General features: G+C 69.2%; 12 protein-coding genes. 4 read left to right on the forward strand and 8 right to left on the reverse strand.

Annotation, left to right across the window (positions count from 1 at the left end):
• Positions 1 to 9: 9 nt before the first annotated feature.
• The 5 genes from BO221_RS22650 to BO221_RS22670 are packed head-to-tail and all read right to left on the reverse strand — an operon-like array spanning position 10 to position 5,339.
• A complete protein-coding gene (locus BO221_RS22650; RefSeq protein ID WP_073562565.1) occupies positions 10 to 1,242 on the reverse strand; it encodes an ABC transporter permease in 1,233 nt (410 codons plus the stop codon).
• Positions 1,239 to 2,003 carry an ABC transporter ATP-binding protein gene (locus BO221_RS22655; RefSeq protein WP_073562566.1) on the reverse strand — a complete coding sequence of 255 codons (765 nt, stop codon included), beginning with the start codon at positions 2,001 to 2,003 and terminating at the stop codon, positions 1,239 to 1,241. The genes BO221_RS22650 and BO221_RS22655 overlap by 4 nt, the downstream gene beginning before the upstream one ends.
• Positions 2,000 to 3,274, reverse strand: coding sequence for an efflux RND transporter periplasmic adaptor subunit (locus BO221_RS22660; protein WP_073562567.1), 1,275 nt, complete (start codon positions 3,272 to 3,274; stop codon positions 2,000 to 2,002). The genes BO221_RS22655 and BO221_RS22660 overlap by 4 nt, the downstream gene beginning before the upstream one ends.
• Positions 3,271 to 4,599: a TolC family protein gene (locus BO221_RS22665; protein ID WP_073562568.1), complete on the reverse strand. Its 1,329-nt coding sequence runs from the start codon at positions 4,597 to 4,599 to the stop codon at positions 3,271 to 3,273. Before BO221_RS22665 ends, BO221_RS22660 begins: the two co-directional genes overlap by 4 nt.
• A complete protein-coding gene (locus BO221_RS22670) occupies positions 4,596 to 5,339 on the reverse strand; it encodes a YIP1 family protein (protein ID WP_073562569.1) in 744 nt (247 codons plus the stop codon). The genes BO221_RS22665 and BO221_RS22670 overlap by 4 nt, the downstream gene beginning before the upstream one ends.
• A gap of 208 nt (positions 5,340 to 5,547) precedes the next feature.
• On the opposite strand from BO221_RS22670, the gene BO221_RS22675 reads away from it, so the two are divergent.
• A complete protein-coding gene (locus tag BO221_RS22675) occupies positions 5,548 to 8,103 on the forward strand; it encodes an AAA family ATPase (RefSeq protein WP_073562570.1) in 2,556 nt (851 codons plus the stop codon).
• 4 nt (positions 8,104 to 8,107) lie between these two features.
• A complete protein-coding gene (locus BO221_RS22680) occupies positions 8,108 to 8,959 on the forward strand; it encodes a Rossmann-like and DUF2520 domain-containing protein (RefSeq protein WP_073562571.1) in 852 nt (283 codons plus the stop codon).
• A 7-nt stretch (positions 8,960 to 8,966) separates the two neighbouring features.
• On the opposite strand, the gene BO221_RS22685 is transcribed toward BO221_RS22680, so the two are convergent.
• Positions 8,967 to 9,944, reverse strand: coding sequence for a hypothetical protein (locus tag BO221_RS22685; RefSeq protein WP_073562572.1), 978 nt, complete (start codon positions 9,942 to 9,944; stop codon positions 8,967 to 8,969).
• A 21-nt stretch (positions 9,945 to 9,965) separates the two neighbouring features.
• Positions 9,966 to 11,009, reverse strand: a complete 1,044-nt coding sequence (locus tag BO221_RS22690; RefSeq protein ID WP_143195617.1) for a hypothetical protein — start codon at positions 11,007 to 11,009, stop codon at positions 9,966 to 9,968.
• A gap of 631 nt (positions 11,010 to 11,640) precedes the next feature.
• Here BO221_RS22690 and BO221_RS22695 point away from each other — a divergent pair.
• Positions 11,641 to 12,036, forward strand: a complete 396-nt coding sequence (locus tag BO221_RS22695) for an SET domain-containing protein (RefSeq protein ID WP_073562574.1) — start codon at positions 11,641 to 11,643, stop codon at positions 12,034 to 12,036.
• A gap of 117 nt (positions 12,037 to 12,153) precedes the next feature.
• Here BO221_RS22695 and BO221_RS22700 read toward each other — a convergent pair whose 3' ends face one another.
• Positions 12,154 to 13,437, reverse strand: coding sequence for a hypothetical protein (locus tag BO221_RS22700; RefSeq protein ID WP_083681275.1), 1,284 nt, complete (start codon positions 13,435 to 13,437; stop codon positions 12,154 to 12,156).
• 106 nt (positions 13,438 to 13,543) lie between these two features.
• Between BO221_RS22700 and BO221_RS22705 the strand changes: the two genes are divergently transcribed.
• Positions 13,544 to 16,471: a hypothetical protein gene (locus BO221_RS22705; RefSeq protein WP_073562576.1), complete on the forward strand. Its 2,928-nt coding sequence runs from the start codon at positions 13,544 to 13,546 to the stop codon at positions 16,469 to 16,471.
• Positions 16,472 to 16,549 lie beyond the last annotated feature (78 nt).

Below are 16,549 nucleotides of genomic sequence, written 5' to 3' on the forward strand. Positions count from 1 at the left end.
TGCTCGTGCTCACTCGTACCGGAGGGCTTCCACCGGATCCAGGTTCGCGGCTCTCGCCGCCGGCCAGATGCCGAACAGCAGCCCCACCAGCGCGGCGAAGCCCACGCCGCCCATGATGGTGCCCGCCTGAACGTCCGCCGCCAGTGGAGTGATGAGGGACACCACCTTGGCCGTCCCCAACCCCACGATCGTGCCCAACAGGCCGCCCACCGCGGACACCGCGGACGCCTCCATGAGGAACTGCACGACGATGGTCCGCTTTCGCGCCCCGAGCGCCCGCCGGATGCCGATCTCCCGCGTCCGCTCGCGCACCGACACCAGCATGATGTTCATGATGCCGATGCCACCCACCAGCATGGTGATGAAACCCACGCCCAGCGCCACGCCATAGAGCGCGCCGGTGAGCTGCTCGTACGTCTGGGCGAGCTGCTCCGGGCGGTTGATGGAGAAGTCGTCCGCCGCGCCCGGGGGTGTGCCCCGCACGCGCCGCACGATGCCCACGAGCTGCTCCTCCGCCTTGCGGATGTCCTGCCCCTGATCCACGGCCATGGAGATGCTGAAGGGGCGGCCCTTGCCGAAGGTGGAGTAGAACGTCTTGAAGGGCACCATCACCGCCAGATCCTGGTCCCGCTCCAGCAGCTTGCCCTTGCGCGCCAGCGTGCCCACCACCTGGAAGGGCCGGCCGTCGATGCGGATGGAGCGGCCCAGGGGATTGATCCCCGGGAAGAGGCCCTCGGCCACGGTGGCGCCGATCACGGCCACCGGCCGGGTCACGGCGTTATCCGCGTCCGTGAGGGAACGCCCGGACATCACCTGCCAGGAGCCGATGGCGAAGTACTCCTGCGTCACCCCGAAGACGTCCACGGTGGAGAGCTGCTGGCCATTGAAGCCCACGTCCCCGTTGCGGCCGACGATGGGCGAGATGGCGGCGATGAACGGCGCCTGCGCGCGGATCTGCTCCACCTGCGGCAGGGTGAAGTTCTTCCGGTTGCGGTACATCCACCAGTCCCCCTTGATGACCCAGGGGAACTTGGAGACCTGCAGCGTGTTGGAGCCGAGCGAGGCCAGCTGCTTGTCGAAGGAGGCGTTGAGCCCCTGGATGATGCCGATGATGGCCAGCAGCGTGGCCACGCCGATGCCGATGCCCACCGTGGTGAGCACGGTGCGCATGCGGTTGGCTCCCAGCGAGAAGAAGGCGATGCGCGCCCCCTCCATCACATCCACGCGCACGGCCTTGCTCATGTGCCCCCCGCCACCTGCGCCGGAGGCGCGTGCAGGTCTCCCAGGGCCACCTGGCGCCCGGGTCCATCCGCGACGATCTCCCCGTCACTGAGCCGGATGGCCCTCGGGCAGCGCGCCGCCAGCTTCGGCTCGTGCGTGACGAGCACCAGCGTGTTGCCCGCGCGGTGCAGCTCCTCGAAGAGCCGGACGATCTCCTCGCCCGTGGCCGAGTCCAGGTTTCCCGTGGGCTCGTCCGCCAGGAGCATGGAGGGCTCGGCCACCAGCGCCCGGGCGATGGCCACGCGCTGGCGCTGACCACCGGACAGCTCGTTGGGCCGGTGGTGCATGCGGTGCTCCAGGTGCACCTTGGCCAGTGCCGCCCTGGCCCGCTCGCGCCGCTCCTTGGCCCGCATGCCCCGGTAGACGAGCGGCAGCTCCACGTTGGAGAGCGCCGTCTCCTTGGGCAGCAGCTGGAACGTCTGGAAGATGAAGCCGATCTCCTCGTTGCGCACCACGGCGAGCTCGTCGTCCGTCATGCGCGAGACGTCCTTGTTGTTGAGCATGTAGCGGCCGCTGCTGGGCGTATCCAGGCAGCCCAGTACGTTCATCAACGTGCTCTTGCCCGAGCCGGACTGGCCGATGATGGCCACCCACTCGCCGCGGCCGATACCGAAGGAGACGCCGCGCAGCGCGCGCACCTCCTCGCCACCCACGTGGAAGACACGGGTGACGTCCTGGACATCGATGAGCCGGGGGGACCCGGCGCCGTTGGCCTGGCTCACGACTTCTTCCCACCCGGACCACCGGGGCCGCCCGGGCCGCCCATCTGCGGCTCGCGGACCGTGTCCCCGTGCTTCAGCTCCTTGGACAGCGTGCGGTAGGGGCCCTCCACCACCTTGTCACCCTCGGTGATCCCCTCGAGGATCTCCAGGTCCGTGTCGGAGGCGATGCCCGTGCGCACCCGGCGCAGCTGCGCCTTGTTGTCCGCGTCCACCACGAAGACCACCTTGGCCAGCGTCTCCGCGCGGCGCGCCACCGACAGGCCCCCGCCCTCCACCGGCGGCTGGTAGTCCGGCAGGCTCTTCTCCGGACGCACCGTCACCGACTGGATGGGGACGAGCACCGCGTCGTCATGCTTCTCGGCGGAGATGCGCACCTCGGCGCTCATGCCCGGCAGCACCCGCGCCGGCCGGAGGCTGAGCGCCACCGTCACGGGGAACGTGGTGACCTCGGCCTCGGTGCCCGGGTTCTTGATGAGCGCCTTCTGGGCGATCTCCACCACCGAGCCCTCGTAGGACTCACCCTCCAGCGCGTCCACGGAGATCTCCGCGGGCTGGCCGGGCTTGAGGTGCACCACCTCGTGCTCGCCCACCTCGAACTTCACCTCCATCACGTTGAGCGCGGCGATGGTCATCACCACGTCCTCGGAGAGGTCCGAGCCGCGCACGCGCTCACCCACCTCGCGCGACAGCTCGATGATGTTGCCGTCGATGGGCGACAACAGGGTCGTCCGGGCGAGGTTGGTCTGCGCCTCCTCGGACACGGCGGAGGCCTGAGCCAGACGCTGCTGAGCCGCGGCCAGCCGGGCCACGGCCGTGTCCCGGGCCGCCCGCGCCTGCTCCACCTCGGCCGCCGAGGCCAGGCCCTTCTTGCCCAGCTCCTCCACGCGCGCCAGCTCGGCCTCGGTGCGGGTCGCCTCCACCTGGGACACCTGGGCGTCCGAGCGCGCCGCGTTCTGCGCCGCCAGGGCCTGCTTGGCCGAGGCCTCGTAGCGCTTGCGATCGATGCGGCCCAGCACCTGGCCCTTGGCCACCCGCTCTCCATCCTTCACCAGCAGCTCCATCAGGTCGCCGGAGAGGTTGGAGGAGATCTTCACCGTGGTGGCCGCCTGCACCTTGCCGGCGCCCGTGATGGTGCGGGTGATGCTGCCCTTGCGGGCCTTGCCCACCTGCGCCTCCACCGTGGGGGGCGGCCGGTCCTTCAAGCCGCCCACCGTGATGGCCGTCGCCCCGAGGAACAGCCCGCCTGCGATGACCGCCTTCCACCACTTCATTTCGCATCTCCCGGGGCCAGAGTGCCCATGGCCCGCATCAGCGTGAAGCGGGCGATTTCGACGTTGATCCTGTTCTCCAACAGCGTCAGCTCGGCCTGCGTGAGCTTGAGCTGCGCATCGCGCACCTCCAGCGTCGAGCTGACTCCGGCGTTGAAGCGCTCCTCGGCGAGCACCAGCGCGTCGGCGGCCGCCTTGCGGTTGGCCTCGGCCAGCTCCGCGGAGACGATCTGCGCCTCCAGGGCCACGTGCGACTGGCGCACCGTGCCCTCCATCTCGCGCTCGGACTGCTGCATGTTCAGCTCGGCCGCCCGGGTCTGGTACTCGGCCCGGCGCGTCTGCGCCTGCGTGGTGAAACCGTTGAAGATGTCCCAGGAGATGGACAGGCCGCCGCGCACCACGTTCTGCCGCGACGGCTGGCCGAAGAAGATCTCCGGATCCTGGCCCTGGCGCTGGTAGGCCGCATCCAGGGAGAAGCGCGGCAGGTAACCAGCGGTGGCGATGCTCCGCTGCAGCTCGGCCGCGCGCAGCCGCTGCCGCAGCGCCACCAGCAGGGGCCGGCGGGTCCTCGCCTCCTGCAGCGCCTGCTCCAACGTGGGGGCCGGCACGGGAGTCTGGGTCAGCACGCCCGGGTCCACGGCCTCCACGACCTCGGCGCCCGGCATGGCCAGCCACGTGGTCAGCCGCGCCTGGTCCGTGGCCAGCTGCGACTGCCGCGACACCACGGCGATGCGGTCATTGCCCAGGTTCACCTGCGCGGACAGCTCCTCGGCCTTGCCCACCCGGCCCGCCTGGAAGAGCGCCCGTGCCCGATCGAGCTGCTGCTCGCTGCGCCGCACGTTGGCCTCCAGCACCTGGATGGTCGCCTGGGAGCGGAAGAGCGCGTAGAAGCGGGTGATGCCCTCCAGCTCGGAGGTGTCCTGCTGCTCGAGCGCCTCGCCGCGCTGCGCCTCCAGCTGCGCCCCGCTCTGCTCCAGCCGGGCCCAGACGGCCCGGTCAAAGAGGAGCTGCGAGATGGAGACGCCCAGGCTGAGGTTGGGGAACGCCACTTCCGGCGTGTCGACCGCGAGCTGCTGGAAGCCGCCGCCCTCCACGGGCACGATGTTGTAGGAGCGCTGCGGGCCGATGTACGTCAGGTTGCCGCTGCCCGAGAACCGGACCTGGGGCAGCAGCGACGAGCGGGCGACACGCACGTCCTGCTCGGCGCTGGAGGCCTCCAGGGCGGCGGTGAGTGCCTGGACGTTCTCCCGGCTCCTCGCACGGGCATCCTCCAGACGGATGGGGGTCGCATGGGTGGCGAGCGCCACCGTAAGCATGAGCACGTTCATCGTCCACCTCCCGGACCACCTGCCCCCTGCGGACCGCCGGGACCTCCGGCCATCATCGCGGGCAGGCCAATGAAGAACACCCCGACGAACAGGATGTAGAGCACCACGAACAGCAACACCGAACGGCCCTTGCTCATCCCCGTGGCCGAGGAGAAGCCCAACCCCAGCAGGGCCACGCTCCACAGGTTGAAGAAGTCCACGCCCCGCAGCACCTTGGCCATCTTCGGCGACAGCCCGTCCAGGGCCGCCAGGCTCGAGGGCACCAGGTCCATCACCCGCGTCTCGGAGAGCGAGTGCTGGGCGAGTGCGCAGAGGGCGAAGATGAGGTGGTAGAGCGCGATGGGCAGCATGGCCAGCGCCGCCGCCGACATGAGCTGGCCGAAGGGCGCGCTCCGATCGACCAGCCACGCCACCACCCACAACGCCGCCGCCAGCACCAGCGTGAGCAGAGGCATCATGAAGACACCCTTGGCGATCCCCGCCACCAGCGCCTTGCGCGAGGCCGTCTGGATCTCCTCGGTGATTTCCGTCTCCGTGGCCCGTCCGAGCTGGCCTGTCATCTGCATCTGCTGCACCACCGCGGGGCCGGCGTCCCAGCGGAGGGAAAATGCCGTCCCAGAAGCGGACACGCACACGGCGAGGAGCAGGAGGGGCCACACCCAACGGCGGGCCTCGATGGCGGCTCCGGTCGCGTCGAGCGGGTCGAGGAGCACACGGGTGGGTTGAACGATTGAGCTCATAAGGAGAGGTGGCGGGGCAACGGGATGTACGCCCAGGAGCGCCTCCTATTGCAAGCCGGATGACAATGGCCCCCCAACAGGCTAGCAGCCGGACCATTCCCAGGTCCCCTCACGACCCGTGGGGGGCGTAGCAACCTGTAGCGGAAATTTTGCCGAGTGGATCCGAAGGGTGTATGTGCTGCTCGCTTGCCCGCCTGCCGGAACTCGAATGGTCGACAGCTCGGATCTCGCTCAGGTTCTCCACGAAGCCCATGACATCGCACAGAGCGTGGCACAGAAGCCTACCTCGGCCCACGTACTGTTGGCACTGTTCACGGTGGAGAACCGGGCGCAGCTCCTCCTGAAGGAGAAGGGCGTCGACGAGGACAGCCTCCTGGAGAGGATGACGTCGCATCCCTCGGAGCAGGAGGGGCTCGTGCGGGAGCTGTGCATGCGGGCGAGGGAGATCGCCCAGAGCAGCGGCGCGCGCGAGACGGACTGCATGCACCTGCTGGTGGCCTTCACCCGGGTGCGCTGCGCCGCCAGCGAGCTGATGGCCAAGGCGGGCCTGCACCTCATCAACCTGGGCAATACCGCCCTCTCCTATTGTCTCAGCGGGAGCATGCCCCGGAGGCTCCAGCCGGGCCGCAACTCGATGGCCATGGGCATGCCGCGCCCCGGCCGGCCCCTGGGTGCCCCGCCCTCGGCGCCGCCCGCCTCCGCCCTCGCGCTCTCACCCCGCCCCGCCCCGGCGCCCCCTCGCGCCCCGTCCCGGCCCGCGCTCTCCCCTCGAGACCTCATCGACGAGGTGAACGAGGACGTGCCCGGCGCCGCCGAGCCCACGCCGGTGCCTCCGCTGCCCACGCGCACCCCGCCGCCGGTTCCCGCCGTCCTGGCCCCGCCCGTGACGGCGCCGGCCGCTCCGGCTCCCCTGCCCGTCTCCCCGCCGCGTCCGGCGCCCGTGCAGACGCGTCCCGCGGCGCCCGCGCTGGTGCTCGACGAGAAGCGCTTCCCCCTGCTCACCTCGCTGGGCCGCAACCTGAGCCGGCTCGCCCAGGAGGGGAAGTTGGATCCCGTGGTGGGCCGCGCCAAGGAGATCGAGGAGGTCATCGACATCCTGGGCAAGCGGCGCACCAACAACCCGTGCCTGCTGGGCGAGGCGGGCGTGGGCAAGACGGCCGTGGTGGAGGGCGTGGCCCAGCGGCTGATCGAGCTGCGCGGCACCCTGGCCGAGAAGATCCTCCTCGAGCTGGACATGGCCACGCTGGTGGCGGGCACGCAGCTGCGCGGCTCGTTCTCCGAGAAGCTCAACGCCCTCAAGGAAGAGGTGCGGCGCGCGGATGGCCGCGTGGTGGTGTTCATCGATGAAATCCACACGCTGGTGGGCGCGGGCTCCACGGGCGAGGGTCCGCAGGATGCCGCCAACGAGCTGAAGACGGCCATGGCGCGCGGCGAGTTCCCCTGCATCGGCGCCACCACGCACGACGAGTACCGGAAGTTCATCTCGCAGGATCCGGCGCTGGAGCGGCGCTTCACCCCCGTGGTGGTGCACGAGCCGTCGGTGCCGGAGACGGTGGAGATCCTCCAGGGCATCATCGGCCGCTACGAGGACCACCACGGCCTGCGCTACGCCCCCGAGGCGCTGGAGGCGGCCGCGTCGCTGGCGTCGCGCTACGTGACGGAGCGCTTCATGCCGGACAAGGCCATCTCCGTGGTGGACCTGGCCGGCTCGCGCAGCCGCCGCGAGGGCAAGGAGCTGGTGGAGGCCTCGGACGTGGCCCGGGTGGTGGCGAAGATCGCCGGCATCCCCGAGGAGCGCCTGTTGATGACGGACTCGGCGCGGCTGCTGAGGCTGGAGGCGGACCTGGGCGAGCGCGTCATCGGCCACGAGGAGGCCATCTCCCGCATCGCCCGCGTCATCCGCCGCAACTACGCGGGCTTCGCCTCGCGCCGGCCCATGGGCTCGTTCCTCTTCCTGGGCCCCACGGGCGTGGGCAAGACGGAGATGGCGCGCGGGCTGGCCGAGGTCCTCTTCGGCAGCAAGGACTCGCTGGTGCGCCTGGACATGAGCGAGATGTCCGAGGGCCATGGCGTCTCTCGCCTCATCGGCTCGCCCGCGGGCTACGTGGGTTATGGCGAGGGCGGCCAGCTCACCGAGCCCGTGCGCCGCCGGCCCTCGTGCGTGGTGGTGCTGGACGAGATCGAGAAGGCCCACCGCGAGGTGCAACTGCTCCTGCTCCAGGTGCTGGAGGAGGGCCGCCTCACGGACGGCAAGGGCCGGCACATCGACTTCTCGAACACGGTCGTCATCCTCACCACGAACCTGGGCGCGGACGCCTTCCACAAGACGAGCCGCGCGCTGGGCTTCGGCTCGGCGGCGGCGGAGGCCAGCAAGCCCCAGAACGACATGGACGCCGCGAGCGCCACCGCGCGTCAGGCCCTGCCTCCCGAGCTGTGGAACCGCATCGACGAGCGGCTCCCCTTCCGTCCGCTGACGGAGGAGCAGGTGGCCCGTATCGCGAACCTGCTGCTGGAGGAGAGCAGCCGGCGGCTGGCCACGGAGAAGGGCATTGCGTACGTGGCCGGGGCGGAGGTGGTGGAGCTGCTGATGAAGTCGGGCGGATTCGACCCGAAGCTGGGCGCCCGGCCCATGCGCCAGGTGGTGCAGCGGCTGGTGGAGGCGCCCCTGGCCGAGCGGATCCTCGCGGGCGAGTTCATGGCGGGGGACCGGGTGCAGGTCTCCGTGCAGTCCGGGGAGTTGCAGTTCCTGCGCGAGAGCCGCTGAGCCCGTGAGCCCCCCGCGTCCCAGCCGTCCCAAGGTGGTGGTGGTGGGCGCGGGCCGGCTGGGCGGAGCACTGGCCCTCGCGCTCGCGGCGAAGCGCTGGCCCGTGCGCGTGCTGGCGCGCTCCGAAGAGGGCCGGCGCCGTGTGCTCGAACTGGGGCTGAAGCCCGCCTCCGAGCGGGATGTGGCCCAGGCCCGGGTGTGTCTGTTGTGCGTGCCGGACAAGGCCGTGCCCGGAGTGGCCGAGGCGCTGAAGCCCCGGCTCGCGCGAGGTGCCGCCCTGGTGCACTGCGCGGGCGCGCTGTCGCTGGAGGCCCTGGGTGCTCCGCGTGGACGGGTACTCGGATCCTTCCATCCGCTGGTCGCGGTGTCGGATCCGCGCGACTCGCTGGCGGGGAACTCGGTGGCCCTCAGTACGCGCTCCCGCTGGCTGCGCGAGGTGTTGGAGCGGATGGCGAAGGACGTGGGCCTGCGCGCCCTGCGGGTGCCGGAGAAGCAGCGCGCCGCCTACCATGCGGGAGCCGTGCTGAGCGCGGGAGGCGTGGTGGCGGCCCTCTCCGCGGCCGTGGAGGCCTTCCGCGCCGCGGGCATCTCCGAGGAGGACGCCCTCGCCGCACTGTTGCCGCTGACGCGCTCGGCGCTACGGGGCGTGGAGGCCCGGGGACTGGCGGCCGGATACACCGGACCCATCGCCCGGGGAGACGCGGGAGTGGTGACGGCGCACCTCGAGGCGCTTCCTCCCGAGGCCGCTGATGTCTACCGGCCACTGTCCCGGCGTGGACTGCGACTCGTGGGGCAGCGGTTGACACCCGAGGCCCGCTCCGCCTTGGAAGCACTTCTCGCGCCCAACAATCTTTGAGTTGGACTCAGGCCTGAGTGGGACGGTTGCGCAGGGTGAGCACCGTGTCGTCGAACACCTTACCGAGCACATCGTCCTGAGGCCGGTGAGTCTCTAGGAGATCCGCGTCCTCCCGCTGTCCTACGTACTGGAGGGTGACCGCGGCTCCAATGCTACGAAGGGCCGCTGGCGCTACCGCCAGTCTGCGTGCGACGTCGCGCAACGCGGAGCGTGACCCGGGGGGAAGGAAGGGAAACAGGCGCTCCCGGTGCAGGAGCAAGAGGGTCAGCAGCCGCTCACAAAACTCGTTCTCCACTCCGTTCCGTGTCGCGGCCACGTCGATGACGGCACGGCCCAGCGAGATCAATGGAAGAAGCAATCGTTCCAACTCGGCTGGCACTTCTTCGTCCAGCACGGTCAGGACTTCCGTTTTGTCCTCCAATGGCACCGTTCCATCCTCGATCCATGCGACCAACTGCTCTGGAGATCTCTCCAGCAAGAGCAGAAGCGCGCGCAAGGCTCGGGAGTTCAATGGAGGAATCCGCTGCAGAGCGCTTCGAACAGCGGGTATCAGCTCGGGGTGACGCTTGCGCCAGAGCACATACGTCAAATCATTCACATCCGTCTGTTCTGGCGCCCCCGCGGCCAGACGGTTCAGCTTGCGCACGAGTGCCGCCCTCGCGTTGGCACTCTTGAGCTGCCCGAGCGACTGGAGGATGACCTGCACGACAGACGCGCTGTCATTACCTCGCGCCTCCTCCAGGACGAGCTGCTGCTCCAGACGCCTGGTGCTCGACGGACCTCCCCACGCACCCATCGCGAGGACCGCTGCCTGGCGCTCCTGCACATCAAGGGATTCGAGCATCTTCTCCAGCGCGGCCCTGGCTTCGCGAGGCCGTGCCTCGCGCCACGTAGCTACCAGCGTGCGTACGCGCTCCTCGTCTCCCGACCGGAAGGCGTCGACCAACTCCGACTGCCACTGCGCCATGTCGAATTCCTGGGCCATGGATGACTCCGGTCCGGCTTGCTACGGAAAAACAACTCCAGGGGGGACGTACCTCCTGACCAATGTTCCATCGAGTTTGTAGAGTTCGTGGATGGCCCTGGGGTCCGCGCGGACCATGGCTTCGAATGCTTCCAACTCACGTCTCATGTCATCGGGATTGGAAACGTAGTTGGTGTTGTGCCGCACACCGTCAGGACGCACCGAGGAAGCGTCGGGTCTGCGGAAGCGAACACCTCTCGCGGGCGCTGGATCGAAGACACGTCTGTTCGCGGCATTTGTCTGCGCCTTGTTCTTATCGAGCCTGATGTGTCCAGCACCCTCCCGAGCGGCAAGTTCCTCTTCGATGGCTTCATTGTGGGGCGGATTGCTCCGGGTGTGCGGCGGTCCATAGCGGGTCGACAAGGCCGTGTGACCGCCAGTGGAGTTCGCCATGGTGCACAGCCCCATGGCGGAGCAGACGGAAGAAACGGAAACCCCAACCGCTGTACCCGTAACGACGAGTGTTCCGTCCGCGATCACCCGGGCCGTGGCGGCCGTTCCCACGGAGGCACCTCCCTCCAACGCCGTGACCCAGGTACGTACCTGAGCCCCGATGCCACCTTCGGGCACCGAGGGTAACAACCGCCCCAGTCCCATGGTGGCCACCAGCACCAGAACCCGAAAACCAGTGCCTCCTAGCGCCGTTCCAAAGCGTGCCGAGGCTTCCTCCAGCTCTCGCGGCGTCCTGGCCTCCCCTGCTTCCTGGTACAGCCTCAGGCACGCATGGGCCACCCTGCCCAGTTCCACCAATCCCACCAGCAGGGCCAGACGGACCGTGAGCGCCGCGGCCAGACCCTTGGAAAAGAACGGCTCGGGCGCGAGCCATGCAGAGAAATACAGCATCACCGAGAGGTACACGCCATGGATGAAGATCGGAGAGTTGAAGAGTTCCTCGGCGGCCTGACGAAATCCCTCACCCATGAAACGTGGGGACATCCTCAACGCGGCCAGCAAGGCGCTGTCATCCACGGCATCGGGTAACGGCAACAAGCCGGGCCCGAATCCGGACAGGAACTCTTCGCGCACTCGCAGCCCCACCAGAGCGGAGGAGGCAGGGCTCCTCTGGCGTCTCGGGCCTGGAGTCTCCACCAAGTGGAGGCGGAGCCTGGGCGTGTCCATCGCCAGTGGCAGGGCCTGACTCAGAGACAAGGCTTCCTCCAGGCTCATGACGTCAAAGGCCGGAGGGAGGAGCCTCGGAGGGAGGAATACCTTGACGCTCCCGCCCTCCAGTTCTCGGATGCCCACCGGCAGCGCACGGACCTGGAAGTCCGAACCAGCGGGCAGCCTCCCCTCCACGGTGGCATTGACCATGAAGCCTGGAGAACCGGCCTGTGGAGCCTCGTGACCTCGGGCGGAAGGGACCCCGGCCCCCACAGCGCGCTTCGCCTCCGTGGGGGCTTGTTCCCGCCGGGTGGCACATGCGGCGGTCAGCACGGTGAGGCTCATGACCAGCCCCAAGAGGAAGCGAGACGGGCGGGGGTACATGCCTGGAGACCCTACCTCAAGGGCGCGCGTGGCCGGGCCAAAGCGCCGGCCCGAGGCCCGCTCCGCCTTGGAGCAACTGCTCGCCCCTGATGGTCCTCCTCCCGTCAATCGGGCGTGATACAGGACTCCACTGGCGAGCATCACGACACGAAGTCCGAGGTGGAGAGGCATCATGATTCGCGTGAAGAGCTACATCTCCCATTCGAGCATCCACGGCATCGGTCTGTTCGCGGGGGAGCCCATTCCCAAGGGAACCGTCATCTGGCTGCTGGATGAGCCGATCGATCAGCGCTTCACGCCGGCCGACGTGGCCAAGATGACCCCCCTCATGAAGGCGTTCCTGGCGCGCTACGCCTACTGCGAGCAGGGCACGCTCGTCCTGTGCGGCGACCACGCGCGCTTCATGAACCACTCGCCCAACTCCAGCTGCGGCAACGATCCCAACCGGCGCTTCACGACGCTCGCGCTGCGCGACATCGCCAAGGACGAGGAGCTCACCGACAACTACTCCATCATGGATGAAAGCTGGGAGCCCTTCGCCGGCATCATCGAGCCCGAGCGCATGTGAGGATGAACCCCGCTGAAACGACAAGGGGCCCACGGGAGGGTGTCCCGTGTGGCCCCTGTGATGCGTGGCACCCTCACCCCGGCCCTCTCCCGGGGGGAGAGGGAGGGCGAACTCCTCTCAGGCCAGGATGATGCGCGGCGCGCTGAGCGCCTGACGGACTTCCGCCACCACCTGCTCGGACATCGCGTCCGCCTCGGTGATCTGCCGCAGGCACAGCTCGCCAGTGGTCTGCGTCACCGCCCGCTTCAGATCCGTCAGCAGCACCGTGGCCGCCTTCAGCATCTCCTCGTTCTGCGGGTTGGGCGGCGCGCCCTTGCCCGCCTTCTCCTCCATGTACTTGGTGAAGCGACGCACCGCGTCCACCATCTGGTTCGCGTCGAACTTCTCCAGCAGCGGCTTGAGCCGATCCGCCTTCAGCTTCAGGAAGCGCTGCACCCCCGCGCGCTCGAAGGACTGGTGCACCAGCCCCACCTCCGACCGATCAAAGGCACCCAGCAGCCCGTCCTCCGGCGCCTGCACCGTGTGCGGCACCACGTCCACGAACAGCTCCAGCGCCGCCACGCCCTGGTTGAACGCCTCCAGCTCCTCCTCGTCCACCGGCGGGAAGCTCTGCGGCGCGCCGATGAAGAGCAGCGGAAGGATGAGCTGGCCCCAGAACTCGTTCTGCGCCGCCCCCGTGTTCCCCTGCGTCGCGTACAGGTGGATCATCAGCTCCGCGATGCGCGGCGCCACCTCCACCTGCTGCGCCAGCGTCTTGGTCGCGTCCATCTGCTGGAGCACCGCCACCACCTGGCCCTCGAACTGCTGGCGCACCTCGGCCGGCAGCTTCGTGGCCCGGCCCAGCGCCTCGCGGATGTCCCGCGCCAGCGCGTCCGGCTTCGTGTCCAGCGTCTTCTGCGCCTTGGCCGGATCCACCACCAGGAACTGCATGAAGCCCGGATCCACCATCCGCTGATACTCCGCGGGGCCCAGCTTCGGCCGGTTGCCGCCCGCGCCAAAGCGCGCCTCGCCCAGCGTGCGGCGGATACCCGCGGCCACCTCGTCCAGCCGCGTCAGCTTGCCCGACACCAGCGCGTTCATCACCTCGCCAAACGGCGAGAGCACGATGGGCAGCTCGGGGAAGCCCAGTGACGCCCCCTCCGGCGAGTCCCGGTTCACGAACCAGAAGGCGTTGTGCTCCTTGCCCAGGCGCTCGGCGAGTGCACCGGCCAGACCCAGGGCCAGGCCCTGGTGGTTCGGATCATTCGGGTTGAAGGCGCCACCGAGCAGCTTGGGGATGGACGTCTCCACCTCCGTCCAGGGGACCGTGAGGAGGTCCACCGGCTTGCCCTCGACCTGCTGGAGGGCCTGGGCGACCTGGGCCTGGGCGGATTGGACATGGGGAGGAGCGGGGAAGGCCATGGAGGGATTCCTGTTCAGGGTACGCGAACGTGAGAACGGTCGACCCCCTTACCCTGAAAACCAAGTTCATCGCCACGATTTGTGAGCGCACCTAGGATGGGGGCGCATGCCTCGCCGCCTCCCCCCCCTCCTGCTGCTCCTCCTCTCCCTCGCCGGGTGTGCCTTCGTCACACCCCGCTTCCCCCAGAACGTCCAGGTGGATTTCGCCCGGGACGACATGCGCAAGCTCACCACGCGCACCCTGGAGCTCTACTACCCGGCCCCGCTGCGTCCCTCCGCCCTGCGCATCGCCGCCCGTCTGGAGGATTGTGTCGAGCGCCTGCGCGGCCTCCCCCGCAAGCCCGGCTCCCAGGAGCGGGTGGTCGTCTACCTGACGGGCGCGGACTTCAACAACGCGTACGTCAACCCGGACTACTCCAGCATCCCCCAGCAGATGGTGATGCCGGCCCACATGTCGCTGGAGCTCTTCAACCTGTTGGGCTTCGGCCCCTCCGAGCTGGGCGAGGTGGGCTGCCACGAGTCCGTCCACTACGTGCAGCTCGAGCAGACACACGGCATCTGGTGGCTGGTCAACACCATCACCGGCGGCCTCTTCCAGCCCAACAGCCTGACCGAGTCCTGGTTCCTCGAGGGGCTCGCCACCTATTACGAGGGACGGCTGGGCAAGTCCCAGGGCCGCCCCCACAGCCCCTTGTGGCGCGGCTTCTTCGAGGCCGCCTCCCAGTCGCTCGACGGCCGCTTCCACCCCGGCTACCTCTCCCCCGAGCACCGGCGGATGGATCCGCTCGGCGGCAACTACCTCACTGGCAGCTACTTCATCCAATGGCTCGTGGAGCGCTACGGCGAGGAGCGGCTGTGGAAGCTGGTGGAGGTGCAGGGCGGAACCCTCATTCCTCCCATCGCGCTGACGTTGCGCTTCAGCAACGTGTACGGCCGGACCATCGGCTCGCTCTTCGAGGAGTTCACGGAGTCGCTCACCCGGAACCAGCAGCAGCGGGTGCGCCCCGCCACCCAGCAGGTGCTGGCCCCCAACGTGGGCTACTTCGCCCGGCTCGCCGCCTCGCCGGATGGCGCCCTCGCCACCGTGGACGCGGGCCGTGAACGCGTCCCCCACCTCACCGTGCGCGAGCACGATGGCTCCGTCCGCTTCAGCCACTCCCTCACCCAGTTCCTCCCCGGGCGCCGGTGGATCTCCACCTTCCCCACCGTGATGAGCGGCCTGTCCTTCACCTCCGACGGTTCCTTCCTGTTCCTCGTGGCCGCGGATATCGACTCGCTGGGCAGCTACCTGTCCCGGGTGTGGCAGGTGGACGCGCGCACCGGCGAGATCATCAAGACCTGGGAAGGCCTCGCGGGCATGGGCGGTAGCGTCACCCCCGATGGCCAGGCCTACGTCTTCGTCCATATCGAGGGCGACACCGCCAACCTCCACCGGCTGGAGCTCGCCACCGGAGCGAGCGTGCCGCTCACCCGCTTCGAGGGACACTCCTCCCTGGGACCGCCCTCGGTGGCGGCGGACGGACGCGTCGTCTTCCCCCAGATGACGGAGCAGGGCTGGAACCTCGCGCTGCTCGAGACCGATGGCACCGTGCGCGCGCTCACCCAGGATGCGCACTTCAACTACTCGCCCCGCTGGGTGGACGCGAACCGGATCGTCTTCCAGCGCGAGCACGAGGGCCGGTGGCAGGCCCATGTCCTCGACCTGGCCGGCGGCGCGCCGAGGCGCATCACCGACGCGCCACACCTCGTCATGGACGTGGCCCCCGCCGGAAACGCGGAGGAGGTGGTCTTCCTCAATCGCGACCACTTCGACTTCTCGTTGGATCGCGCCCCCATCGCCCCGGTGGCGCCCGCCGAGGCCCTCGCCCAGGCGCCCTCCCCCGCTCCCGAGCCGGCCGCGGCCACCTCGAAGGCCTCGGCCCCGTACCAGGGACACACGCTGGACATCCTCACCGACGAGCCCTACTCGCCGATGGAGCGATTCTTCCTGCCCGAGCTGCGCGCCCCCTACTTCTACGCGCTCCCCGATCCGGACAACATCAACAACAGGCCCATCTTCTACGGCGGCCTGGCCCTCGCGGGACAGGACAGGCTCGGCTTCCACCAGTACGCGCTGCTCGCCCAGATGGACTCGCAGTTGAAGGATCCCAGCATCTCCTTCAGCTACGCCACCGCCCTCACCGCTCCCTGGTACACGTCGCTGACCGTGGCGCGCCTCGTCCAGGACGGCCGGAGGGATCTGCAGGCCTCGCTGGCCACGTCCCGCGAATTCTGGACCACGCCCGTGAGCTTCAACCTGCTGGCGCTGCGCCGGGACTACTACGCCACCGACACGCGCCCCGCGGCACGCACCATGCTCCTGGGGCCCGAGGCCTCCATCTCCTACTTCGCCGGTGAGAGCACCTCCTATGGTGGCACCCAGCGCGGCGTGGGCCTGTCGCTGGGCGCGGGCGTGTACCCGCTCGCCTTCGACAACGCCAACCCCTTCGCGGACCTGCGCGCCGAGGCCACCGCCTTCCTGCCGGGACTGCCCCTGCTCCTGCGCGACAACCTCCAGCTCACCGCCATCGCCCGCTTCCTGCCCAACGCGCCCGAGGGGCTCCTCCAGGTGGGCGGCATCCAGGCCGGCACCGCGCTCACCTTCCGCGAGGGCCCCGAGGATTCGCGCAGCCTGCCGCTGCGCCTCCAGCCGGGCATCTCCTTCTCCGAGTACCTGCGCGGCTACGAGGACTACGCCCTCAGCGCCCGCAGCGTCCTGCTGGCCCAGGCGCGTTACCGCTACCGTGTCATCATCGACTACGGCTGGACTTCCTTCTTCTGGCTGCTGCCCTCCTTCTTCATCAGTCAGGTGGAGCTGGAGGCCTTCGCCTCCTTTGCACGCACGGACCTGAGGGACAACCACCGGGCCGTGGGCGGCGCGCTCTACCTGCGCACCACCTTCGGGCAGGCGGTCCCCCTGTCCCTCTTCTACCAATACGCCCGGCGCTTCGATGACGGGCTCGGGGACCTGCACCTGGTGGGCTTCGCCCTGTAGGACCAGCCCTCGGGGGCGGCCCGATGTCCGTCCGTCAACGCTTCCGGCATTTCCGTGAATGCCGTGAAGGCCGGAGCA

It is taken from the genome of Archangium sp. Cb G35 (genome assembly GCF_001896145.1).
Taxonomy (GTDB): domain Bacteria; phylum Myxococcota; class Myxococcia; order Myxococcales; family Myxococcaceae; genus Archangium; species Archangium violaceum.